We start from the raw sequence: 21,695 nt of genomic DNA on the forward strand, positions 1-21,695 counted from the left end.
AACAATTGGATGTGGAATATAAAAGAAGAAGATTTAGATAAGTTTCGAATGACATGTAGCAGGCGTTTAAGCCCTGAAGGTGCAATGGTTTTCTTTATTGGAGGGATAGTTTATACTTCAGTATTTATGTTTTTTATTTTTATGGGGGGCTTGGAGTATTATAATACTTTCTTTGACAAAACAATTGTTAAAATTGAGATTGTGTTATATAGCTTACAAATAATGTTTTTAATTCTATATTCATTTCCAAAAGTGTGTTTTAAATTACAAAAACTACAAACTTTTGTAATATTATTATATGCATTTCAATTAGGTACTATAACATTCACAGCGTTGATTCTTCCTGGAATTTCTGAGGATTCAATTGACAGAATTACATTAATATATGTAGGTATGTTATTCCTAGGAGCAGTCATTGTTCACATTGTGACAACTATCGATACGTTTAAACAAGCGAGTGAAGGTGCGTTTAGTAAGGATGAAAGATCCATCTCATTTTTTAGTAAAAGAAAAGGAGATGTGATGAAGTGGGCTACAATATATGCGCTAATCCTGTTTATTTTGATATGTTTTCATAATGATTATGGAATTGATGTTTTAGTTCTTTATGCGGTAGGTATTGTTTTACTGTATACAGTAGCAATCGGAGCAGCAGAATTCCAGCTATTAGTGTACTGTAGATTCAAATTCAAGTCATTTAATATGACGTGGGAAGAGAATGAGAGAATGCGTGGGAGATTTCGGAAACAAAATAAGAAATTTAAAACGAAAAATAAATAATATATTAATAGAAACTTAGTGTTCGAAAAATAATTGAAACGTATAGAAGGTGAAAAAGCTGAATGTGGAATATAAAAGAAGAGGATTTAGATAAATTTAGGGTGACATGTCAAAGTCGTTTAAGCCCTGAAGGTGCGACGGGGTTTATGCTTGGAACGATATTTTATATTTCGATATTTATGTTCGTTATTTTTGTAGGAGGTTTGGATTACTATAACAATCTTTTTGATAGAATAATTGTTAAAACTGAAATTGTATTATACATTGTACAAATTATATTTTTAATTATATATCTATTTCCGAAAGTTTGTTTTAAATTTCAAAAGTTACAAACGCTAATCATATTATTATATGCATTTCAACTTGGAACAATATTATTTTCGGTTTCGGTTGTTTCTGAAATGGCTGATAATTCAATTGCTAGGATATATACAGGGCTATTATTTTTAGGGGCAGTCATAGTACATATTGTGGCGACAATGGATACATTTAAACAAGCAAGTGAAGGTGCGTTTAGTAGTGATGAAAGATCCACTTCATTTTTTAGTAAGACAAAAGGAGCTATGATAAAGGGAGCTATAATATATGTATTAATACTAATTATTTTGATGTATTTTCAAAATGATTATTCGATTGATTTTTTTGTTATGTATGGAGTAGGAACTGTTTTAATTTATGCGGTTGCAATTGGAGCGGCAGAATTCCAACTATTGGCGTACTGTAGATTCAAATTCAAGTCATTTAATATGACATGGGAAGAGAATGAGAGAATGCGTGGGAGATTTCGAAAACAAAATAAGAAATTCAAAACGAAAAATAAATAATATGTTAATAGAATTTTAGTGTTCGAAAAATAATTGAAACGTATAGAAGGTGAAAAACTGAATGTGGAACATAAAAGAAGAAGATTTAGATAAGTTTAGAATGACATGTCAAGGTCGTTTAAGTCCAGAAGGTGCTGCGGGTTTTATGTTTGGAGGAATACTTTATAGTTCAATAGCCGTTTTTTCTATTATTGTATCAGGTGATTGGGATTACTGTATGGTTGGCCTTAATATAGGAATTGTTAAGCTGGAAGTGTTGTTATATGCTCTGCAAGTAATTTTTTTCATTCTATATTTATTTCCAAAAGCTCAATTTAAATTTCAAAAGCTACAAACACTTGTCGTATTATTAAATGCATTTCAAATGGCAATAATATTACTCGTAGTTTTGATTGGTACTAAAATGGCTAATAATTCAATTGATCAGATTACATTACTGTATGCAGGATTGTTATTTTTAGGAGCAGTTGTTGTTCATATTGTGACAACGATTGATACGTTTAAACAGGCAAGTGAAGGTGCGTTTAGTATGGATGAAAGATCCGCTTCCTTTTTTAGTAAAACAAAAGGAACTATGATGAAAGTTGCTTCAATATACGCATTAATTCTTCTTATTTTGATTTATTTTCATAATGATTATGCGTTTGATACTTTTATTGGATATGTAATAGGTACTGTTTTAATGTATACGATAGCCATTGGTGCAGCTGAATTTCAACTATTAGCGTATTGTAGATTTAAATTCCCTTCATTTAACATATCATGGGAGCAACATAAAAGAGAAACTCCAAGATATCAAAAGAAAAATAAAAAAGGTAAATCGAAACGTAAGGCGTAAAGGAAATGAGTATAGTAGGTTTAAATGTTCACTATTTAATAAAATGTGGAAGGAACATGAAAAAGAGCGGAAGTGCCATTTGAAGAAACAAAAAAATATATAGCCGAGAGAAAGAATAGTAAAAGGAGTAGGTATTATGAAAATTCAATATAAAGCATTATCACTCTTAAATTTAATTAGCATTACCCAAATTGTAAAAAAAGAAGATTGGTTATTACCTGCTATCGCACTGAGAAATCAAGTTGTTCATAATGGAATATATGCAGTAGGTCCCGTTCTTTTCAAATATCAGCCATTGGACAATGAACCAGAGTACGGCGAATATACGTATTCTGTTCCAGTAAATGAACGTGTTAAATTAGGGGAGAATTCTGCATATGAATACGTTGATGGATTAATTATTGAAGAGGAATTAAGTGTTCGATTTACAGATGAAGATGGTGACATTGAGGAGGCTTATAATTTAATACATGAGTTTGCTGAACAGTATCATATTAAATTAGATAGCGGTTTTTATCACGTATGTTTAGACGTATACGGTGAAATGTGGCTAGATATTTATGCACCTATTATAGAAGTAGGTGAAACAATAAAATGATAATTGAAGGACAAAGTATTGCATATACAAATGTTGTTTCGAAAGAGTACTATTTTCATTACGAAGATATGGAAGAAGCGATTGAACATTTTATGTCAGAAATTGCAACAGCGAATTTAACAGTAAAAGGTCCGATGTTTTATGCTTTGAAAAATATACCATCTGATGAAAATATGTACGTTGAATTATTTATGCCAGTAAATGAAGATAAAATTCCAGCATCAGAAACACTTCAATTTAGAAGCTATTATTATGTTGATGAGATGCTCATGAAACGATATACGGGAGATTATGAAAAATTAACAGAGCATGTGTATGGTGAAATGCTTCAGTATATGGAGGATAATAATTTAAATTTAGCTTCACCAATTTATCATGTGTTTAGCGGTAATGAGTCTTTACAGTATGTTGAAGTGAAAATCGCGGTATATAGTGAAGTATAATATTTGAGGCTTGTGATTTTTAAAATATGGAAACATCATGAAAGAGACAGTTTTGAATCGTATTTGGGGATATGACATAAATAAAACCTTCTCTTCTCGTTAGAATGAGGAGGTTTTTCATTCTCAAATCTATACGTAATTGATTTAATATTTCGACATGAGATTTTTCAGTTGGACCATTCTATATTGGTAGTAGTTACGTTCTATAGTTCGCTTTGTTGCTATTTTGAAGGGGAAAATTCATTCGAAAGTCAATTTGTAAAGAGGGGAAGGTGTTACTTTGAACAAGGATCGAAATGTTTTGAAAACAGAGAAAAGTTTTTTTGAAAGGACAATAGTATCTATAAAGCATTAGAATTTATAATGAAATATACAATGATTCTAATAATAATAATGTCAATATTTGTGATAATTGCTGCTGTTTATTTTAAAATATATGAGGGTATAGGGGCGGTTGTATTCCTCTTAATCTCGTCATTATTTGCATATTTGGTGTTTTTTAAAAAAAGTAAAAATGCCTAAATTAATAGCGAAAATAAAATTTCAAAGATTAACAACTATAATACGTTATTTGAAGAGAGAAAGTTTTGAATATGGCATGAATGTATAACAGCAAGAAAACCTTCTCTTTTCGTTAAAATGAGAAGGTTTTTATATTTAATCTACATGATTTAAGTGAATGTGGTTAAAGGTGGGACAATTGGATGTGGAGTATAAAAGAAGAAGAATTAGATGAATTTAGAATTACGTGTAGAAAGCGTTTAAGTCCTGAAAGAGCTATGTTGTTTATGTTTGGTGGAATGGTTTATAGTTCGTTATTAATGCTTTTTATTTTTGGAGCATTAATTAAATTTGGCTGGGATTACTATCCGACTCTTTTTGACACAGTAATAGTCAGGATGGAATTGTTGTTATATAGCCTACAAGTAATCTTTTTTATTATATATCTGATCCCTAAGGTACGTTTTAAATTTCAAAAGTTCCAGACATTGGTGATATTATTATATGCGTTTCAGTTAGGTACTATAGGTCTTACGGCATTTGTTCTTCCAGGGATGAGTAATTATTCTATTAATTTTATTACGCTTATTTATGTAGGTTTACTAGTATTAGGAGCAATACTTGTTCATGGTGTAACAACAATTGATACTTTTAAACAAGCAAGTAAAGGTGCATTTAGTATGGGAGAAAGATCTACTTCATTTTTTAATAAGGCAAAGAAAAATGTAATGTTTGGTGTGGCAATTTATGTACTAATTCTTCTTGTTTTAATTTATGTACAAAATAATTACCCATTGAGCATAATGTTTGGTTACTTTATATTTACGTTCATCATGTACGCGGTAGCCATAGGTGCAGCTGAGTTCCAATTATTAGCCTATTGTAGATTTAAATTTCCATCATTTTATATTTCGTGGGAGGAACATGAAAGGGAACGTCAGAAAAGACTAAAGCTTTATAAAGAGAAGGAAAAAAAGAAAACTAAAGAAATAAAATAAGTTTTGCGTCGAAATGAGGAAAGATGAATGCTCAAAATAAAAGAAGAAGATTTAGATAAATTTCGAATGACATGTAGAAGTCGTTTAAGTCCTGAAGGTGCTACGGGATTTATGCTCGGAACGATATTTTATACTTCATTATTTATGGTTATTATTTTTGTGGGAGGAATGGATTATTATACCAGCTTGTTTGATAAAGTAATTGTTAGTATTGAATTAGTGTTATATGGTTTGCAAGTAATGTTTTTAATTTTATATTTATTCCCCAAAGCGCGTTTTAAATTTCAAAAATTACAAACGCTTGTTATATTATTATATGCATTTCAACTTGGAACTGTAGGATGCACGTTATTTGTTCTTTCTGGGATGATCGAGTATTCAATTGATTACATTACACGTATTTATGTAGGTTTATTAGTATTAGGAGGAGTTATTGTTCATATTGCGACAACAGTTGATACCTTTAAACAAGCAAGTGAAGGTGCATTTAGTAGGGGAGACAAGTCAGCTTCGTTTTTTAGTAAAACAAAGGGAAATGTAATACGAGGTGCTGTAATTTATGTGTTAATTCTTCTTGTTTTGATTTATGTAAATAATAATTACTCATTAAATACAATGTTTGGTTATTTTATGTGTAATGTTGTTATGTATGCAGTGGCCATAGGTGCAGCTGAATTTCAGCTATTAGCGTATTGCAGGTTTAAATTTCCGTCATTTAATATATCATGGGAGCAACATAAAAGAGAAACTCCAAGATACCAAAAGAGAAATAAAAAAAGTAAATCGAAACGTAAGGCGTAAAGGAAATGCGTATTGTAGATTCAAATTTCCTTCATTCAATATATCTTGAGAAGAGCATGAGAGACAGCGGAAGCTATATATAAGAAGCGGAAATAAAAGTGTGTTTAGAAGAAAACAAGGTTATTAATTTATAAAGGAAAGATGTGTTTTTATTTGTGAAAATGAAAATTTCAATACATAAGTTAATTATTTTGGTGCTAGTCATTAGTTTGATGAGTGGGTGTAGTTTTGGAGAGAAGAAGGTAGATTATGAGCCGTTTGTCAAATCTTTAGATGAAGGGGATATGAGAAAGGTTATGTCTGCGAGTGATGATGGATATGCGTATGTGAAAGAACGAGTTGTTGATTTTACTATAGAAACAAATGGTGATGAAAACCATTATAATACGCTATATCAAACTACTGAAGGTATATATAATTTGAAAGAAAAACTGTTATATGGAATAACGTCTCAAACAATAACAAGTAAAACAAAAAATGAAGAGGATAGACATAAGGATATTAATTATAAAGAAGAAGAAAAATATAATACAAACTTTATGTATCAAAACGGAAAAGGTCAAGGATCTGATTCGAATTTGGATGTTTCTCCTGTGAAATTGATATTTAATAGATTACAAGGTGTAGGGAATTTAAAATTGAAAGCAGGTGGTAATAGAAAAAAATTTAATGAACCAAATTCAGTTGGATTTACTATAACAGAAGCAAAATTTCAAGAAATAATTAACGATAAATTAAAATTGCAATATGATAAATTTGAAAATGCATCAATTGTACTTAACTTTAATGATTCAATAGATAATGAAAAACACCCAATGCAAATAACAGAATTAACAATTTCAATTGACTATAAGAAGCAAAATGATGAAGGTAAAATATTAACACATAGTCAGCAAATATATGTGTATTTTAGTAGTAAAAAAGATAACAATCAAGACGCTAAGAAAGAGTATGTAAATTATAAAAAGCAATATGAAAATAATAAATGATTAAATAAGTGATTGAAAGGCCGAAAGTTGAGGAGGATTTAGGCGATAAAAATTACTTCTGGTTGTATTATGATGGAATATTTAGAGAGAATAGTATGGTGAATGTTTCATAATTATTTCTAGTTGTAGTGGAAAGAATTTGAGAATAAACATGTAGCCCCAATTGTTAGACTGTATGTAACAATGGGGGCCGTTCATCTGTCTAAATTTAGCTTGAATACATAACATACTTTAGTTAGAGTCATGGCTTTACAAGTAGTTTCTCCATCTTTATAATAAAGTTATTAAATTTTTGTATAATTTGCTTTTATTGCTAATTTACAACTATTTCCGTATAAAGAGTAGCCCTTATTATCGATACATCGTCCACATTCCAATATCTTTAAACCCTAGTCGTTTATAAATACGTCCAGCAGCTGGATTGTTATAAAATAAACAAAGTGTTCGGCCCTCTTTCGTAAAGTCCTGAATCATTTTTTGTAATATGAGTGATGCATATCCGTTTCCGCGGTAGTTCGGATGCGTACATACACCAACTACCATTGCGGATAATGAATTTTCAGCGGAAGTTGAGGCGGATGCGATGATTGCACCGTCTTTTTCAATATAATATGTACGTCCTGTATTTGTTTCGATAGCTTGTCTTAACATTTTCTCTGATTCATTAGCAGTCGGGAATTCAGCGATGTTGCTTCGTAAATGCATAATTCGCTCTATATCATCTAGTGAGGCAAGTTTAATTGTTTCATGAATAGGTGTGCCAGGTAAGTTATTGTCATCTAGACATTCGCAAAAATGCATTTCATTTTTGGCACCTAGTTGTACATTTGGAGCAGTTTCAAATCTTTCTACTATTGTTGACTTGCCAGAGAGTTTAAGCGGCTTATATGCGGAAAGAAGTACCTCATAGTCAGAGACAACAAAATCTTCTTTACTGTACGGTATAAATGCATCATGGAAGCGGAGTAAAATTGATTTTAATGTTCCGTTCTCTTTGAATGTTCCCCATAATTCTTGAAAAGCTGTATCATAACCGAAAGCTTCAATATCTCCAATAATAAATAAATTCATTGCTGCTTCTTCTTTTAGAAAAGAAAGTACTTGTTCATGATCATTTTGAGTTAATTTTTTGAGCACAGTAAATTGACCTCTTTTTTATTTTTCTAAATATTACAACTTTTATTTTTTGAAATCAATATAAAATTTTATGTTTAGTTCACAAACTTTCGGAAAAACTAGGAAAGATATGACAAAGGAGGTTATGAACGGTGGATCATCCAATTCAAGGATTAATGAAAGCAGCAATGGAAAATTTGAAGGAAATGGTCGATGTAAATACGATTGTTGGAGAGCCTGTTCAAACGGCTGACGGTGGTGTAGTGTTAACGGTTTCTAAAGTGGCGTTCGGTTTTGGAGCTGGAGGATCTGACTTCCAGACAAATGATGGACAAAGAGCGAACGGTACCCCTGCATTTGGTGGTGGTAGTGCGGGTGGTGTTTCAATTACACCAGTAGCATTTCTAGTCGTGAATAAAGATGGGGTAAATATTCTTCATTTACAAAATGCGACACATTTAGCAGAAAAAATAATTGAATTAGCTCCACAAACAATCGATAAAATCCAATCGATGTTCCAAAAAGATGAAAAAAAAGAGGGGAATCATCACCCTCAAAATCCAGATGATATCCTTTAAAAACGCCTGCTTATGAGCAGGCGTTTTTTCTTGTAATCAGTATGTAATAAAACACATGAAATTGTAAATAGTTTTTGAAGTTTTCTCTATGTTTCTAAAATTTTTCATGTTAAAATATGCTATAGAATTGAAACATACAAAACGAAGGTGGCTAGGTGCTTTGTCTGGAGGATCTGACCAAGTAAACAATATGATATATATTAATGGTAATCGTCGGGGTCATTGTTTTATTACATCTGGAATTACGTTTAAAGAGTTTGCAAGTAACATCCCTTCACCGCTTCATCAAGTATTGCTTTTAAAGCATAATTTTGAGTGGACAGATTTTCATTATCATACTTTATTTGAATATGTTGAGGAAGAAAACATACATAAACTCATTCAAGCAGAGATTGATGAATTTGATGAATTTTGTTGGGTAGATTTCGATGATGCAAGCGATTTAGATGAATTAGAGCCAAAAGAAATTGCAGAATTATTATATTTGGCTCACAAAAAAGAACCACTTGGAAGAACGTTCTTCCCGTTGCTGAAAAATAGATTCGTTTATTTTTCACATGATGACGGTTGGTACAACAAAGTGTATTACCGTAGAATCGGTGATTTTGTAGGAATGCTAAGTAAAGTGATTCCATATAAACTCGGTTCGTTTGGAAAGAAACGTTTTACTTTCTTCCAAAAATCAAAAATTTTCCCAGCAATTTCAAAGGAAGTTATCCTTGGGCTTATGCCGTTAATGGAAGATGGGTTATACATTGATTTAGCGGGGAAAATTGAGTCGAGAAGAGGTCTTGAAATTCCGGTATATGTAGTAGGATCATTCGAAAGTACGGATGAGGTACTAGATAATATCGATGAATTGAAAGCGGAAGCAACAGAAACGGGTTGGCTCATTTTTGATAAGAAAGAACAAGAGTGGCAATGGGTTGTAGACTAAGAAAACTTGGCGCATGAAGTCAAGTTTTCTTGTCTTTTGAAAGGAGAACAAATGAAGAAATATTATACAATTGTGGGTATTGTAAGTATTATTCTCGTGGCGATATTACTTATAACTTGTCCGAAAGAATCAGATTTTAAATTGTATTTAGAGGATAAGTATGCATTGAAATGTGACGAGAGTAGCTTTGAATGCACGCAAAATGTAGATGAAAAAAAAGAGAAATTACAGTTTGAAAGTATTGATGCACGAAATGGTGTTTTCTTTATGACTGTAAAGCAAACGTATAAAACAGAAGCTGGTGTTACGAAAGAATATAGCGGAGTAGGTATATTCGGTACATTTCTTTTTGTTTCAGAGAAGACTTTCTAGTAATAGAAGGTCTATTTTTTATGCTTATGTTCATATAGATGAAGTAAGACAAGCATAGGAGGGGTATTGATGAAGAAGGGATGTATCGTTTGTGGTGGTGAGGAGTTTTTTTCTTCAACATTATATGCACGTACGAAACAAGATTGGGCATATGCGCCAAACATGTACCGATTTGAAAAGGTGTTTATTGAGCATAGAGATGAAGAGAATTATCCAGTTTTTCAAGAAATTACAGCGAAGCATTGTTGTGGATGCGGTCATATCATGTTGTATCATGAATGAACACACCAAGTATAACTTGGTGTGTTTTTTTTAAAACGCTGATAAAGCAAGCGGATATAGTAAAGTAAATAAAACAGAAAAACTGCCAAAACCAATTGCGGTATATCCAAGTGTTCTTGCTCCAAAATTGACAGCTAATAAACCAACTAAAATAGCTAGGGAGCCAAGTGTAACAGGATAAAAAGCAATGGAGAATAACGAAAGAAATAATGCGACATAGCCGATCATTGCACCGGTATTTGTACCTTCTATTTCATCTGCAATTTCTTTGCGCTCATGTCTAATCGGAATACCAGCTGGAGATATTTCAGCTGCATACTCTTCTTTTTTTTCACCACTTTTAAAATGATGATTTCTCTTTCTTCGCATGTACATCCCTCTCTTTCAATTGGGTGTATCTATAGTATCTTTCATAAGGAACAGAACATGAGTATGAGTTAAACCCAAGTAAAGCAAAAATTGGAGAAAATAGATTCCGTTGTTAACCTATTCATCTCCTTATGAAGATAAAGTGAAACTTTAATCAGTGGGGGTTTGTCCATCCCTCACTGATTATCAGCCCTCACCAATCGGGCTTTTACGGGCAGTTATCTCCCAGCTAACTTCCTCGCATTCGCCGAATTCTTCTGCCCATTAATGCGGGATAAACAGGGATTTTGGAAAATGATGTAGAATGAAATGAATGATAATAACTGAAGGTAGGGGAATGTATGGCGAAGTTTAATTGGCATGAATCGGCAGAGAAAAAATGGGATAACAATGCAGAGTTTTGGAATCAAAATAGTCAAGAAATGTGGGATAGCGGGAGCAGGAGTACAATCATTCCATTTTTTGAGCAGTACGTGGAAAAGGAAGTACAAGTGTTAGATGTTGGCTGTGGTGATGGGTATGGTACATATAAATTAAGTCTTACTGGGTACAAAGCGGTTGGGGTGGACTTATCGGAAGTTATGATTCAAAAGGGTAAGGAACGCGGAGAAGGTCCCAATTTATCTTTTATAAAAGGTGATCTTTCTTCATTACCATTTGAAAATGAGCAATTTGAAGCAATTATGGCAATTAATTCTTTAGAATGGACCGAGGAGCCATTGCAAGCATTAAATGAAATAAAGCGTGTTTTAAAGAAAGATGGATACGCATGTATTGCAATTTTAGGACCGACAGCAAAACCGAGAGAAAATAGTTATCCTCGCCTATACGGCAAAGATGTTGTTTGCAATACGATGATGCCTTGGGAATTTGAACAGTTAGCGAAAGAACAAGGTTTTGAAGTTGTAGATGGAACCGGCGTATATAAGCGCGGAGTAAATGAGAAGATGTTAGGTCAACTACCTACAGAGTTACAACAAGCATTAACATTTTTATGGGTATTTATGTTAAAAAACGTATAACGAAATCAAAGAATTTTTAGGAGGTAAATAAGTGCAGAAAATACAAAAAACTGATACAATATCATCAGAACCAATTAAAGGGGGACTAGGGTATATGACAACTACTACAACAGTTAAATCTGATATTGAAATCGCACAAGAAGCAAGTATGAAGAAGATTCAAGAAATTGCAGCTAATTTAAATATTTTAGAAGAAGAACTAGAGCCATACGGACATTATAAAGGCAAGTTATCTCTTGATATTTTTAAGCGTTTACAAGATGAGAAAGACGGTAAAGTTGTTTTAGTAACAGCAATTAACCCAACTCCAGCAGGAGAAGGTAAATCAACAGTAACAGTTGGTTTAGGTCAAGCTTTTAATAAAATTGGTAAGAAAACAGTAATTGCACTTCGCGAACCATCTCTTGGACCAACAATGGGATTAAAAGGCGGAGCAGCAGGTGGCGGTTATTCTCAAGTAGTACCAATGGAAGACATTAACCTTCACTTTACTGGAGATATTCATGCGATTACAACTGCCAATAACGCATTAGCGGCGTTTATTGATAATCATATCCAACAAGGAAACACACTTGGAATTGATACGCGTAAAATCGTTTGGAAACGCTGTGTTGACTTAAATGATCGTGCCCTTCGTAACGTAGTAATTGGCCTTGGTGGACCGGTTCAAGGTGTACCACGTGAAGACGGTTTTGATATTACAGTAGCATCTGAAATTATGGCCGTATTCTGCCTTGCAACAGATATTCAAGATTTAAAAGCTCGTCTATCTCGCATTGTTGTCGCTTATAATTTTTCAAATCAACCTGTAACAGTTAAAGATTTAGGCGTAGAAGGTGCGTTAACACTTCTATTAAAAGATGCATTAAAACCGAACTTAGTACAAACATTAGAAAATACACCAGCTATCATTCATGGCGGACCATTTGCGAATATCGCTCACGGTTGTAACAGTGTTATCGCTACGACAATGGCAGCAAAATTAGGTGATTATGTTATTACAGAAGCTGGATTCGGTGCAGATTTAGGTGCTGAGAAGTTTTTAGACATTAAAGCACGTGCAGCTGGTATTAAACCAGAAGCGGTAGTTATTGTTGCGACTATTCGTGCGCTTAAAATGCATGGTGGCGTTGCGAAAGATCAATTAAAAGAAGAAAATGTAGATGCGTTAGCAAAAGGAATGGAAAACTTACAGAAACATGTTGAAACAATTCAAAGCTTCGGTGTTCCATTCGTAATTGCCATTAACAAATTCATTACTGATACAGATGCAGAAGTTACATACTTACAAGAATGGTGCAATGAGCGTGGCTATGCAGTATCCTTAACAGAAGTTTGGGAGAAAGGTGGCCAAGGCGGAGTTGACCTTGCTGAGAAAGTGTTAAAAGAAATTGAAAAAGGTGAAAACAACTACGCACCACTTTATGAATTAGAATTACCATTAGAAGAAAAAATTCGTACAATTGCTCAAAAAGTGTACGGCGCAAAAGATATTGAATTTGCTCCGAAAGCACGTAAGCAATTAGCTCAATATGAAGGAGAAGGTTGGAGTAACCTACCAATTTGTATGGCGAAAACACAATACTCTCTTTCTGATGATGCAACAAAATTAGGTCGCCCATCTGACTTTATCGTTACAATTCGTGAATTGAAACCATCTATCGGTGCAGGGTTTATCGTTGCGTTAACAGGAACAATGTTAACAATGCCTGGTCTTCCAAAACAGCCAGCTGCGCTTCAAATGGATGTAAATGAAGATGGAAAAGCAGTAGGTTTATTCTAAAAGGTTGTAATTCATCTCGTTTATCTGTAAACTATATATACATCAAGTGGCGCCTTTCCATAGAAAGGCGCCTGTTTTTTGGAGGAAATTATGTTTGATCCAACTGCTTTTGAAAATTTAAAGGTAATTGTGGAAGGGGCTGTCTATGATTTCGATTTACACGGTGATATTCTCGTAACAGATCGAAAAGATGTGATGGATCTTGCTTCATTAAGTCGTATGTATAGTATTTCATTTCAACTAACAGAAACATTTAAAACGCTGGTAGAGGCGACATTTTCACTATCTGTTGATGCAAAGAATTTATCAGGTGAAATATTGGAAGTACCTCAGTTTATACCAGGTTGTGAAATGAAGTTAGTGTTCTCGTTCGAAATGGAACAGCCAGAGATAGGATGCCAAGAAATTGAAGCTTTATTGCAATCTATTTGGGGAAAAGAGCGAATGATTACACAGAAAATTTCATACGAATATAATAAGCGAGCGATTTCATATCATAATAAGGTAGAGGTTCTATTTCAAAAAGCGATTACAGAAGACCATGTTGATGATTTAATAGCTGTTATTTCACACATGATAGAAACGGTGCGAACAATACAACATTTTCTTCAAAAATAGAGATAAAGGAGAAAAACAAATGATAAAAGATATGCAACCATTTTTACAACAAGCTTGGGAAAAGGCTGGTTTTAAAGAGTTTACTGAAATTCAAAAACAAGCGATTCCAACTATTTTAGAAGGACAAGACGTTATAGCTGAATCTCCAACTGGAACAGGAAAAACATTAGCGTACTTATTACCCCTTTTACATAAAATTAATCCTGAAGTTAAACAACCTCAAGTTGTAATTTTAGCGCCAACTCGTGAACTTGTAATGCAAATTCATGAAGAAGTTCAAAAGTTTACAGCGGGAACTGATATTTCTGGTGCGTCTTTAATTGGTGGTGCAGACATTAAGCGCCAAGTAGAAAAATTAAAGAAACATCCGAGAGTAATTGTTGGTTCACCAGGACGTATTTTAGAATTGATTCGTATGAAAAAGTTAAAGATGCATGAAGTGAAAACGATTGTATTTGATGAGTTTGATCAAATTGTAAAACAAAAGATGATGGGTGCTGTACTTGATGTAATTAAATCAACGATGCGCGATCGTCAATTAGTATTTTTCTCGGCGACAATAACAAAAGCTGCAGAAGATGCGGCACGTGATTTGACAGTTGAACCACAATTAGTACGTGTAACACGTTCAGAGGCACAGAGCCTAGTTGAACACACGTATATCGTTTGTGAGCGTCGTGAAAAAAATGATTATATAAGAAGAATTATGCATATGGGAAATGTAAAAGCAGTTGCCTTCTTAAATGACCCATTCCGTTTAGATGAAATTACTCGGAAATTGCAATTCCGTAAAATGAAAGCAGCAGCTCTTCACGCAGAAGCGAACAAACAAGAACGTGAAGCAACGATGCGTGCATTCCGCAGCGGGAAATTAGAAATTTTACTTGCTACTGATATTGCAGCACGTGGATTAGATATCGATGATTTAACACACGTAATCCACTTAGAGTTACCAGACACAGTAGACCAATATATTCACCGCTCAGGCCGTACTGGACGTATGGGTAAAGAAGGAACAGTTGTTTCTCTTGTAACAGAACAAGAAGAGCGTAAATTACTTCAATTTGCAAAAAAATTAGGTATTGTGTTTACGAAACAAGAAATGTTCAACGGATCATTTGTAGAAACGAAACCGAAAGCACCAAAGAAAAAGAAACCAGCATTTACTGGGAAGAAAAAGCCTAGATAAATAAATGGAAAGACGTAACTATGCGTAGTTACGTCTTTTTTGTTTGTAAGTTTCTAAATAGTAATTTCAAATATATGAACGATTCTATAGGGGGTATCGATTTATCGGTAAAAAACGACAATTTTGTTAGTTTCTAATTTTTTATGTGCATTGAATGAAATGAGTAAGTCGATAAATTTCGTGAAGAAGTACATATAAATTAAAAAGGAATAATAATAGCACCTGTAGAAAGCTACTTAGAATATAAAAACTATTAGGGGGAAAATAAATGATTCATAAAGTTGGACAAATTATGTTATATGTAAATAATCAAGATGAGGCAGTAAATTTTTGGACTGAAAAAGTAGGGTTTCATGTAATCGCAGAGGAAGATAACAATCAAGGAATGAGATGGATTGAAATCGCTCCAACTAATGATGCTGAGACGAGTATCATATTACATAATAAAGAGGTTATCTCCAAAATGAGCCCAGAATTGAATCTTGGTACACCATCGTTAATGTTTTTCTCAGAAAATCTTGAACAACTATACAAAGATTTAACAAATAAAAATGTTACAGTTGGCGAAATGGTAACTATGCCTACTGGTAAAGTGTTTAACTTTGCTGATAGTGAAGGGAATTATTTTGCGGTAATGGAAAAAAACAAATAATTATATAGTTATGTAAAAATCCCCCTCGTATGTAATGAGGGGGATTAAATATTTGAAGTGAATTTTTCATTAGAGCGTTGTTCTATAAAAAATGTTCCTTTTTCAATAGCAGTCTCAATATAACCAACGATTTGATCAAATGAAAACACTTGTAAGTTTTCGTGCAAGTGTTGCTCAGGGTATAGCATATCTTCAAAAAGATATTTTCGAAAAGTCAAAACGTTCTCTTTAGAAACCTCTTCGATGTCCACAATGTGAGCTTCTTGATTAAGAAGAGAAAAGAGCTGTTGTTCTTTATCGTAATGATGCAACAATTGTGCGTTCAATAATTTAAAATCGTTATAGTACATAGGTGCGATAGTTTCGTCGTTCTCAATTCTATTTTTTAGCCAAGGTAGAAAAAATCCACTTAGCCAATTATCATCGGCAATGAGGTGGGTATAATAACCTAACATATAAGAGGAATCCATATGCTCTTCATATTTATGAATAAATGAATCATAATCTATTCTTCTCGTATAGTTCTTCGTTGTACCAGCGTAAAAATGTGAAGTTCCTTTTTCTTTTTTTGAATGAACAGCATCAGGAGCTACACCACCAAGTAAGAAAGAAGTTTTATCTTGAATAGAAAGTTTCTCAGCAATACCGTTAGCGATAATGATATGCATAATTCGTGATCCCATGAATAACACCTCTATTTCATGTATTCATTTTAGGGAGCTGTCTGAACGTGTAGTATTACTTTCCCTGTACTTTGTCTACTTTCGACCCATTCATGTGCTTTCCCTGCATCTTGAAGAGGAAAAGATTTCGTAGCCTTAATTTGCAAACTTCCATCGCGTAAATAACGGAAAACTTGATTCGCAGTTTCTTGGAGTAGTTCAGGGCGTTTTTTTCGTGTAGTGCCGAAGCTGAATCCGAGTATAGAACGGCAACTTGCGTGTAAATCTTTCGTTTGGAAATTGCCAATTTCACCGCTCGCATTACCGAAATGAACGAGGCGACCGTAATAAGCAAGGCATTTTAAACTTCTTTCAGAGACAGCTCCAGAAATGGAGTCTAAAACAATATTAACGCCTTCTCCGTGTGTAAGCTGAGTTACCCTCTCTACAAAATCTTCATCTTGATGACAAATAACATAATCAGCGCCAGCATCTAAAGCAATTTTTCTTTTTGCTTCACTTCCGACAGTCCCAATTACTTTTTTAGCCCCTAATAATTTTGCGAGTTGAATCGCGGTAGTACCAATTCCTCCAGCAGCTGCATGAATTAGAACAGATTCACCTTGTTGAAGCCTTGCAACATTTGCGAGTAAATTATAGCTTGTAAAAGATACGATAGGGCAAGCGGCTGCAGTTTGGAAATTAACTTCATCAGGTAATACAAAAGTAAGATTTTCGTTCGCGACAACATATTCAGCGTAAGAGCCATTTTGAGGAAAAGTAATGACACGCTGGCCAGGATGAATGTTTTTTACATGAGAGCCTACGTGTTCTACAATACCAGCTGCATCTATCCCTGGAATAAAAGGTAAGGATTTGTTTCCTTTTTTGCCATAACGTGATTTAATATCGGCGAAATTAACACTAGTAGCAACAACGCGAATTAAAACTTGATTATCTGAAATTGTAGGAATATCCATGTCCGTATATTTCAACACTTCAGGACCACCGAATGAAGTTACAACGATAGCTTTCATATACATCCTCCTAAATTTGACTATATATATTATTTTAAATCTTCATTAGGAATTGGAAAATTATATAATTGTTATGCAGGGTTATAAGTGAAGCTTATGAAGTTATTGCATCATTATATTAATTTATTTGAAAAATATTTGAAAGAAATCGAACGAAATATCGTTTGCTTGCCAATATATAGTGTAAGACAAAGGAGGGATGGTACATGAAGGATGAAACATTGTATACCGATTTAATTCAATTAACTTTATCAGGTAATAAAGAAGCGTATAGCGAATTGTATGATAAAACGATTCAAGAAGTATATAAGACAGTACATTTTTTAATAGAGGATAAAGCAGATATAGATGATGTCGTTCAGGAAATATACATACAGCTATATGAATCGCTTCGTAAATATGATAGTGAGAAGCCATTTCGTCCATGGTTAATTGGACTTGCGATTAAACAAATCCATTCTTATAGAAGAAAGAGGTGGATGCGACTGCGAATTGTAAAAAAAGCAGAAGAGCAAAGAAAACCAGTACAAATTGATTTTTCTAGCGATGTTGTAAGTAAAATATCAAACCAAAAATTAATTGAACTCATTCATAAATTACCATATAAATTGAAACAAGTTATTATCTTAAGATACTTACATGATTACTCACAAGAAGAAGTAGCACAAATATTACATATTCCAATCGGTACCGTGAAATCTAGAATTCATGCGGCCTTAAAGAAACTACGTCAAAAAGAGCAAGTAGAAGAAATCTTTTTAGGAGAGGTAGGGAATGTAAAATGAGTTTGGATTGTAGAGTTAGAGAGTCTATACAAGAAGAAGCGAAGGGGATTGTAGCCCCGCCAGAGTTAAAAGAAAAAGTAATCGTTCAAATTAAAATGAAGCGCGGTGGAAGTAAAAGGAAGAAGCGCCTTATCGCAGGAGTGCTTGCAGCCGCATTTTTAATTCCGACAACTGGTTTTGCTTATCAATCTATTATGGCAGATGGTATATACGGGTCGTTTGAAAATTTAAAGAAGCATGCCGGAGCTATAACATTAGAAGGATACATGCGTTTTAATGCAAAGTTATCGCAAGCGAAAGACGAAATGGGTGCAAAAGAATATGAAGAGTTTACAAAAGAACTAAAGAAATTAACAAATGCAAAGCTTGAGTACGGGGATTCGAATGGTAATATTGATTATGATCAATTATCACCAGCTAAAAAAGAGGAATTGAAAAAGGTAGAAATGGAGCTTCAGCCGTATTTTGATAAATTAAATGGCCATAAATCTAGTAAAGAAGTATTAACTCCTGAAGAGTATGAACAATATATGGAAGCATTAATGGCATATCAAACAGTATTAGTAAAAATGAAATCGAGTGGTGGGATAACTGTAAACGAAGTACCTGAAGCGTACAAAGAAAAATTTATTAAAACGGAGCAGTATATGGAGTATGTAGATGAAAAGGTGCGATAAGTAGAAAAGCTCATAGCTTTAGCTTTGAGCTTTCTTAATTGAAGCGTAAAGATATTAACCACCTATTCCTTTTGCTAGCAATAGGAAATATACAAATACTAGTATTACACCATTTAATGCAGTACCAACTATTCCGAATAACCAATTTTTTGATGCAATTGCAAAAATAATGCCGAGTAATGAAAGAATACTTAGAATCACAATAATTAACGTTAAATTCGCATTAGGGCCTCTAAGAATAAAGAAAGAAAATACACTTGCGAGAAACATTAGAAACGAGAACCCAAAAAATCTATACATAATAATTCTCCCTTGGTTGAAATGTATTTTGACTTAGTGCACGATTTTCTTTAGTTTAACATAAATTTCCTAGTACATATTGAATATATAAACAATAAAAAACGAGTATAAAATCTACGTGATTTCATACTCGTTTTGTTATTACTTAAATTTCCTTACCGCATGAATAGCTACTCTTACAAGTAATATCGCACTTATAAATAAACCACCGTAACCAACGACACTTAAAAATTGATTATTTGGCTCTTTCGCATTGTTTGCTAAATGCAATACGCTTACCGAAATCCTACCAAATGCAGTTCCAATAAATGCAATGAGGAATTGTGAGATAAACGTAGTAATGAATGATGCATTTGTTTCGTCAGAGAAAAAGCCGACCTTTACGGATAATTCTCCGTTTTCTAGTTTTGAACTTAAATCATCTAGTTTTCTAGGAATGCGTCGCATGGCAGGTAACATAGAGAGTAATTCGTTAGTTGCAGCATCGTTCCTTCACTAATAAAAGACATAATGACTGCTAGTAGAAAAAATTGAAAAAACATTGTATCATTCCTCCGAATTTTATTCGATAACTGTATTATACAGGAATATAATTATGCTAAAAACAAGCCAAGGAAGTACAATCCTTGACTTGCACGATTAAATAGAGTATTCAATTATATTTTTTCATAGTTGCATTGTCCTTTTGTATAAAACAATCTAATAGTGAATAACCCGCAATTAGGCTAATTATAGTAACGAAAGTTGTGTTCACGAGAATAATATTAGCTAAATAAGGTAAGTATTCGCCAAGTGGTGAAAAGAGTAATGCAGGGGAAAAGGAAATGAATAGTGTGGGCACTGTAATAGCAATAAACTTATCCGGTTGAAAGCTCCAGTTTTGTTTACTCGTTTCGCGATTAATGGATTGAAGGAATCGTAATAAAATGCCAACTATAAGAGGGAAGAGTGTAAAGTAGAATAATCTTGGATAAACGTTAAAGTTCACCTGCGCGTCTGTATCTAAATAAAATTGAATTTTAACACCTACAACTAATAATAAGATGATAAATAATGTAAAGCAGAGGTATAATATTACTTTTTGCATTCCATTCCACCATCCTTTATTAAAAAATATATTCAAGGAACGAAGATATATACGATAACTGCGTTGTATATATCTTCGTTTTCTATTAGTTAATTGAGGATTTTGTTTGTTTCGTTAAGTAATCAATAATTCCCATCGCGCTAATCTCTAAATCAAGATGTAAAATGTTATAAACAGAATGATTTGATGGAACGTTTAGCTTTGTAAGGTGAGAGGAGACTTTCTCCATTAGTAAAGATTGTAATGCCTTAGTAGTCTCATCAAAATCAGTATATTTTTGAAAAACTTCATTTCCAGTATTAACGAAAATAGGTAACCAATGTTCAAGTTGGTTATATACTTCTGTAACATTGGCAGATGCGCCGTAATGACCGAAATAAATAGTATCTACATTCATACTTTGAATATGATTTTTCGAAGCGATCATCGCATCTGGTTGGAATTGTGAAGGTGAAGTTGACGGTAGATATAATTCTACATCAAAATCAGCTAGCTCTCGATAGTAAATTCCAATCGTATCACCAGTGAAAATGCCGTTTGTTTTTGAATCGTGAATGCTAATATGGTGCTTCGCATGTCCCGGTGTATCATAAAATGTAAGTGTACGGTCTTCTGCAATTTTTAATGTATCGCCATTTTGTACAATATGAACACGATTTTCTTCTATTGGAAGAATTGGATCAAAGAGTTTATTGAAATCTTCTTTGTACACAGCTTTTGCACCTAGAATTAGTTTTGTTGGATCAATCATATGACGAGCCCCGCGCGGATGCACAAATAGAGTAGCATTTGGGCACTTTTCCATCATTAACCCTGCTGCGCCTGCGTGATCTAAATGAACATGTGTAACGATAATGTTTTTTACATCATTTAAATCAATATGTAATTGCTGTAAGCCGTCTAAAATATAGGGAAGAGAAGGGGCCGCACAAGTTTCAATTAAAGTAATATCGTCACCTAATAAAACGTATGTACCTGTGCGTTCATTATGTTTTAAGTCGTAATCATCAATAAGATATAGATGAGAAGATAGTCGCTCTACTTTTTTCATACTTACCACTCCTTATACATATTTGTATGGTTTTATTATACGCTAAAAAAGAAAAGGCAGAAAACGAAAATTCGTCTTCTGCCTTCATGTAATGTTGTTATTTAGTTTGTTCTTTATTGATAAATATAACGAACAGTCCAACAATACCGCCAACTAATGGAAGAGTAATCTCTCCTGCTAAATTAAAGTAGGAACTTAGGAATAAGCCATTTACATCGATTACCCAGCCAGTAACATACAATAACATCATATATAGTACGAAATAAAACTCACGATTTGAAATCATTTCACGTTGTGCAGTTTTCATAATGAACACCATCCTTTTCTTTTATAATGGAATATAAACTGTCACATTTTGTTCACAATTCAATTGTAAAACTTTCCATCATAAAAGTCTAGTATATTG

At 33.3% G+C, this 21,695-nt stretch carries 27 protein-coding genes and 2 pseudogenes; 20 read left to right on the forward strand and 9 right to left on the reverse strand.

The window, feature by feature from the left end:
• Positions 1-9 precede the first annotated feature (9 nt).
• The 9 genes and pseudogenes from BWGOE10_RS09990 to BWGOE10_RS10025 all read left to right on the forward strand — a co-directional run bounded on the left by BWGOE10_RS09990 (position 10) and on the right by BWGOE10_RS10025 (position 6,772).
• Entirely contained in the window at positions 10-780 is a 771-nt protein-coding gene (locus tag BWGOE10_RS09990; RefSeq protein WP_070142163.1) for a hypothetical protein, read from the forward strand.
• A 62-nt stretch (positions 781-842) separates the two neighbouring features.
• Positions 843-1,604, forward strand: coding sequence for a hypothetical protein (locus BWGOE10_RS09995; protein ID WP_070142165.1), 762 nt, complete (start codon positions 843-845; stop codon positions 1,602-1,604).
• Positions 1,605-1,665: 61 nt separating this feature from the next.
• Complete coding sequence (locus BWGOE10_RS10000; protein ID WP_070142167.1) at positions 1,666-2,442, forward strand: hypothetical protein; 777 nt, start codon at positions 1,666-1,668, stop codon at positions 2,440-2,442.
• 136 nt (positions 2,443-2,578) lie between these two features.
• Positions 2,579-3,040 (forward strand): DUF5085 family protein, encoded by a 462-nt coding sequence (locus BWGOE10_RS10005; RefSeq protein WP_070142169.1) that lies wholly within the window; start codon positions 2,579-2,581, stop codon positions 3,038-3,040.
• A complete protein-coding gene (locus BWGOE10_RS10010) occupies positions 3,037-3,483 on the forward strand; it encodes a DUF5085 family protein (RefSeq protein WP_070142171.1) in 447 nt (148 codons plus the stop codon). The genes BWGOE10_RS10005 and BWGOE10_RS10010 overlap by 4 nt, the downstream gene beginning before the upstream one ends.
• Positions 3,484-3,763: 280 nt before the next feature.
• Positions 3,764-4,005, forward strand: a pseudogene (locus tag BWGOE10_RS33335) (hypothetical protein).
• 182 nt (positions 4,006-4,187) lie between these two features.
• Complete coding sequence (locus BWGOE10_RS10015) at positions 4,188-4,982, forward strand: hypothetical protein (RefSeq protein ID WP_070142173.1); 795 nt, start codon at positions 4,188-4,190, stop codon at positions 4,980-4,982.
• Positions 4,983-5,009: 27 nt separating this feature from the next.
• Entirely contained in the window at positions 5,010-5,783 is a 774-nt protein-coding gene (locus tag BWGOE10_RS10020; protein WP_070142175.1) for a hypothetical protein, read from the forward strand.
• A 161-nt stretch (positions 5,784-5,944) separates the two neighbouring features.
• Positions 5,945-6,772 carry a DUF3952 domain-containing protein gene (locus tag BWGOE10_RS10025; RefSeq protein WP_070142430.1) on the forward strand — a complete coding sequence of 276 codons (828 nt, stop codon included), beginning with the start codon at positions 5,945-5,947 and terminating at the stop codon, positions 6,770-6,772.
• A 351-nt stretch (positions 6,773-7,123) separates the two neighbouring features.
• On the opposite strand, the gene BWGOE10_RS10030 is transcribed toward BWGOE10_RS10025, so the two are convergent.
• Positions 7,124-7,909, reverse strand: coding sequence for a GNAT family N-acetyltransferase (locus BWGOE10_RS10030; protein WP_070142177.1), 786 nt, complete (start codon positions 7,907-7,909; stop codon positions 7,124-7,126).
• A gap of 131 nt (positions 7,910-8,040) precedes the next feature.
• On the opposite strand from BWGOE10_RS10030, the gene ytfJ reads away from it, so the two are divergent.
• The 4 genes from ytfJ (at position 8,041) to BWGOE10_RS10050 (ending at position 10,057) form a co-directional block, all read left to right on the forward strand.
• A complete protein-coding gene (gene ytfJ / locus BWGOE10_RS10035; protein ID WP_070142179.1) occupies positions 8,041-8,466 on the forward strand; it encodes a GerW family sporulation protein in 426 nt (141 codons plus the stop codon).
• 160 nt (positions 8,467-8,626) lie between these two features.
• Positions 8,627-9,403, forward strand: coding sequence for a hypothetical protein (locus tag BWGOE10_RS10040; protein ID WP_002085994.1), 777 nt, complete (start codon positions 8,627-8,629; stop codon positions 9,401-9,403).
• A gap of 51 nt (positions 9,404-9,454) precedes the next feature.
• A complete protein-coding gene (locus BWGOE10_RS10045; protein ID WP_002118741.1) occupies positions 9,455-9,775 on the forward strand; it encodes a hypothetical protein in 321 nt (106 codons plus the stop codon).
• Positions 9,776-9,844: 69 nt separating this feature from the next.
• Complete coding sequence (locus BWGOE10_RS10050; RefSeq protein WP_002012518.1) at positions 9,845-10,057, forward strand: hypothetical protein; 213 nt, start codon at positions 9,845-9,847, stop codon at positions 10,055-10,057.
• A gap of 30 nt (positions 10,058-10,087) precedes the next feature.
• Here the strand turns inward: BWGOE10_RS10050 and BWGOE10_RS10055 are convergent, their stop codons facing one another.
• Positions 10,088-10,426 (reverse strand): permease, encoded by a 339-nt coding sequence (locus BWGOE10_RS10055; RefSeq protein ID WP_070142181.1) that lies wholly within the window; start codon positions 10,424-10,426, stop codon positions 10,088-10,090.
• A 341-nt stretch (positions 10,427-10,767) separates the two neighbouring features.
• Here BWGOE10_RS10055 and BWGOE10_RS10060 point away from each other — a divergent pair, with 341 nt between their 5' ends.
• The 5 genes from BWGOE10_RS10060 to BWGOE10_RS10080 all read left to right on the forward strand — a co-directional run bounded on the left by BWGOE10_RS10060 (position 10,768) and on the right by BWGOE10_RS10080 (position 15,690).
• Entirely contained in the window at positions 10,768-11,448 is a 681-nt protein-coding gene (locus BWGOE10_RS10060; RefSeq protein ID WP_070142183.1) for a class I SAM-dependent methyltransferase, read from the forward strand.
• A 94-nt stretch (positions 11,449-11,542) separates the two neighbouring features.
• Positions 11,543-13,231 (forward strand): formate--tetrahydrofolate ligase, encoded by a 1,689-nt coding sequence (locus tag BWGOE10_RS10065; protein ID WP_033710610.1) that lies wholly within the window; start codon positions 11,543-11,545, stop codon positions 13,229-13,231.
• 90 nt (positions 13,232-13,321) lie between these two features.
• Positions 13,322-13,849 carry a hypothetical protein gene (locus tag BWGOE10_RS10070; RefSeq protein WP_070142184.1) on the forward strand — a complete coding sequence of 176 codons (528 nt, stop codon included), beginning with the start codon at positions 13,322-13,324 and terminating at the stop codon, positions 13,847-13,849.
• A gap of 19 nt (positions 13,850-13,868) precedes the next feature.
• The gene (locus BWGOE10_RS10075) at positions 13,869-15,038 is read left to right on the forward strand and encodes a DEAD/DEAH box helicase (protein WP_070142186.1); all 1,170 of its coding nucleotides are present in this window, start codon (positions 13,869-13,871) and stop codon (positions 15,036-15,038) included.
• Between the two features lie 268 nt (positions 15,039-15,306).
• On the forward strand, positions 15,307-15,690 hold the full coding sequence (locus tag BWGOE10_RS10080) for a VOC family protein (RefSeq protein WP_070142188.1): 384 nt from the start codon (positions 15,307-15,309) through the stop codon (positions 15,688-15,690).
• Positions 15,691-15,734: 44 nt separating this feature from the next.
• On the opposite strand, the gene BWGOE10_RS10085 is transcribed toward BWGOE10_RS10080, so the two are convergent.
• On the reverse strand, positions 15,735-16,373 hold the full coding sequence (locus BWGOE10_RS10085) for a zinc dependent phospholipase C family protein (protein WP_070142190.1): 639 nt from the start codon (positions 16,371-16,373) through the stop codon (positions 15,735-15,737).
• Between the two features lie 29 nt (positions 16,374-16,402).
• Entirely contained in the window at positions 16,403-17,389 is a 987-nt protein-coding gene (locus tag BWGOE10_RS10090; protein WP_070142192.1) for a quinone oxidoreductase family protein, read from the reverse strand.
• A 206-nt stretch (positions 17,390-17,595) separates the two neighbouring features.
• Here BWGOE10_RS10090 and BWGOE10_RS10095 point away from each other — a divergent pair, with 206 nt between their 5' ends.
• Positions 17,596-18,174 (forward strand): sigma-70 family RNA polymerase sigma factor, encoded by a 579-nt coding sequence (locus tag BWGOE10_RS10095; protein ID WP_070142194.1) that lies wholly within the window; start codon positions 17,596-17,598, stop codon positions 18,172-18,174.
• Positions 18,171-18,851, forward strand: a complete 681-nt coding sequence (locus tag BWGOE10_RS10100) for a DUF3600 domain-containing protein (protein WP_070142196.1) — start codon at positions 18,171-18,173, stop codon at positions 18,849-18,851. The genes BWGOE10_RS10095 and BWGOE10_RS10100 overlap by 4 nt, the downstream gene beginning before the upstream one ends.
• Positions 18,852-18,905: 54 nt before the next feature.
• Here the strand turns inward: BWGOE10_RS10100 and BWGOE10_RS10105 are convergent, their stop codons facing one another.
• From BWGOE10_RS10105 to BWGOE10_RS10125, 5 genes and pseudogenes are all read right to left on the reverse strand, one after another.
• A complete protein-coding gene (locus tag BWGOE10_RS10105; RefSeq protein ID WP_070142198.1) occupies positions 18,906-19,151 on the reverse strand; it encodes a hypothetical protein in 246 nt (81 codons plus the stop codon).
• 141 nt (positions 19,152-19,292) lie between these two features.
• Positions 19,293-19,637, reverse strand: a pseudogene (locus BWGOE10_RS33340) (AarF/ABC1/UbiB kinase family protein); the annotation flags it as partial.
• Between the two features lie 166 nt (positions 19,638-19,803).
• On the reverse strand, positions 19,804-20,238 hold the full coding sequence (locus tag BWGOE10_RS10115) for a hypothetical protein (protein WP_070142202.1): 435 nt from the start codon (positions 20,236-20,238) through the stop codon (positions 19,804-19,806).
• Between the two features lie 85 nt (positions 20,239-20,323).
• The gene (locus BWGOE10_RS10120) at positions 20,324-21,289 is read right to left on the reverse strand and encodes an MBL fold metallo-hydrolase (RefSeq protein ID WP_070142204.1); all 966 of its coding nucleotides are present in this window, start codon (positions 21,287-21,289) and stop codon (positions 20,324-20,326) included.
• Between the two features lie 97 nt (positions 21,290-21,386).
• The gene (locus BWGOE10_RS10125) at positions 21,387-21,596 is read right to left on the reverse strand and encodes a DUF3925 family protein (RefSeq protein ID WP_070142205.1); all 210 of its coding nucleotides are present in this window, start codon (positions 21,594-21,596) and stop codon (positions 21,387-21,389) included.
• Positions 21,597-21,695: the final 99 nt, after the last annotated feature.

The sequence above is a fragment of the Bacillus mycoides genome (assembly GCF_001757995.1).
In the GTDB taxonomy this organism is placed as follows: domain Bacteria; phylum Bacillota; class Bacilli; order Bacillales; family Bacillaceae_G; genus Bacillus_A; species Bacillus_A mycoides_B.

Excerpts from the sequence above, each read along its gene's own strand:
- BWGOE10_RS10015 (WP_070142173.1), top strand. The coding sequence starts at position 4,188 with ATGTGGAGTATAAAAGAAGAAGAATTAGATGAATTTAGAATTACGTGT.
- BWGOE10_RS09995 (WP_070142165.1), top strand. The coding sequence starts at position 843 with ATGTGGAATATAAAAGAAGAGGATTTAGATAAATTTAGGGTGACATGT.
- BWGOE10_RS10070 (WP_070142184.1), top strand. The coding sequence starts at position 13,322 with ATGTTTGATCCAACTGCTTTTGAAAATTTAAAGGTAATTGTGGAAGGG.
- BWGOE10_RS10095 (WP_070142194.1), top strand. The coding sequence starts at position 17,596 with ATGAAGGATGAAACATTGTATACCGATTTAATTCAATTAACTTTATCA.
- BWGOE10_RS10025 (WP_070142430.1), top strand. The coding sequence starts at position 5,945 with ATGAAAATTTCAATACATAAGTTAATTATTTTGGTGCTAGTCATTAGT.
- BWGOE10_RS10060 (WP_070142183.1), top strand. The coding sequence starts at position 10,768 with ATGGCGAAGTTTAATTGGCATGAATCGGCAGAGAAAAAATGGGATAAC.
- BWGOE10_RS10000 (WP_070142167.1), top strand. The coding sequence starts at position 1,666 with ATGTGGAACATAAAAGAAGAAGATTTAGATAAGTTTAGAATGACATGT.
- BWGOE10_RS10075 (WP_070142186.1), top strand. The coding sequence starts at position 13,869 with ATGATAAAAGATATGCAACCATTTTTACAACAAGCTTGGGAAAAGGCT.
- BWGOE10_RS10085 (WP_070142190.1), bottom strand. The coding sequence starts at position 16,373 with ATGGGATCACGAATTATGCATATCATTATCGCTAACGGTATTGCTGAG.
- BWGOE10_RS10065 (WP_033710610.1), top strand. The coding sequence starts at position 11,543 with ATGACAACTACTACAACAGTTAAATCTGATATTGAAATCGCACAAGAA.
- BWGOE10_RS10080 (WP_070142188.1), top strand. The coding sequence starts at position 15,307 with ATGATTCATAAAGTTGGACAAATTATGTTATATGTAAATAATCAAGAT.
- BWGOE10_RS10115 (WP_070142202.1), bottom strand. The coding sequence starts at position 20,238 with ATGCAAAAAGTAATATTATACCTCTGCTTTACATTATTTATCATCTTA.
- BWGOE10_RS10100 (WP_070142196.1), top strand. The coding sequence starts at position 18,171 with ATGAGTTTGGATTGTAGAGTTAGAGAGTCTATACAAGAAGAAGCGAAG.
- BWGOE10_RS10045 (WP_002118741.1), top strand. The coding sequence starts at position 9,455 with ATGAAGAAATATTATACAATTGTGGGTATTGTAAGTATTATTCTCGTG.
- BWGOE10_RS10010 (WP_070142171.1), top strand. The coding sequence starts at position 3,037 with ATGATAATTGAAGGACAAAGTATTGCATATACAAATGTTGTTTCGAAA.
- BWGOE10_RS09990 (WP_070142163.1), top strand. The coding sequence starts at position 10 with ATGTGGAATATAAAAGAAGAAGATTTAGATAAGTTTCGAATGACATGT.
- BWGOE10_RS10125 (WP_070142205.1), bottom strand. The coding sequence starts at position 21,596 with ATGAAAACTGCACAACGTGAAATGATTTCAAATCGTGAGTTTTATTTC.
- BWGOE10_RS10020 (WP_070142175.1), top strand. The coding sequence starts at position 5,010 with ATGCTCAAAATAAAAGAAGAAGATTTAGATAAATTTCGAATGACATGT.
- BWGOE10_RS10105 (WP_070142198.1), bottom strand. The coding sequence starts at position 19,151 with ATGTATAGATTTTTTGGGTTCTCGTTTCTAATGTTTCTCGCAAGTGTA.
- BWGOE10_RS10050 (WP_002012518.1), top strand. The coding sequence starts at position 9,845 with ATGAAGAAGGGATGTATCGTTTGTGGTGGTGAGGAGTTTTTTTCTTCA.
- BWGOE10_RS10005 (WP_070142169.1), top strand. The coding sequence starts at position 2,579 with ATGAAAATTCAATATAAAGCATTATCACTCTTAAATTTAATTAGCATT.
- BWGOE10_RS10090 (WP_070142192.1), bottom strand. The coding sequence starts at position 17,389 with ATGAAAGCTATCGTTGTAACTTCATTCGGTGGTCCTGAAGTGTTGAAA.
- BWGOE10_RS10120 (WP_070142204.1), bottom strand. The coding sequence starts at position 21,289 with ATGAAAAAAGTAGAGCGACTATCTTCTCATCTATATCTTATTGATGAT.
- BWGOE10_RS10055 (WP_070142181.1), bottom strand. The coding sequence starts at position 10,426 with ATGCGAAGAAAGAGAAATCATCATTTTAAAAGTGGTGAAAAAAAAGAA.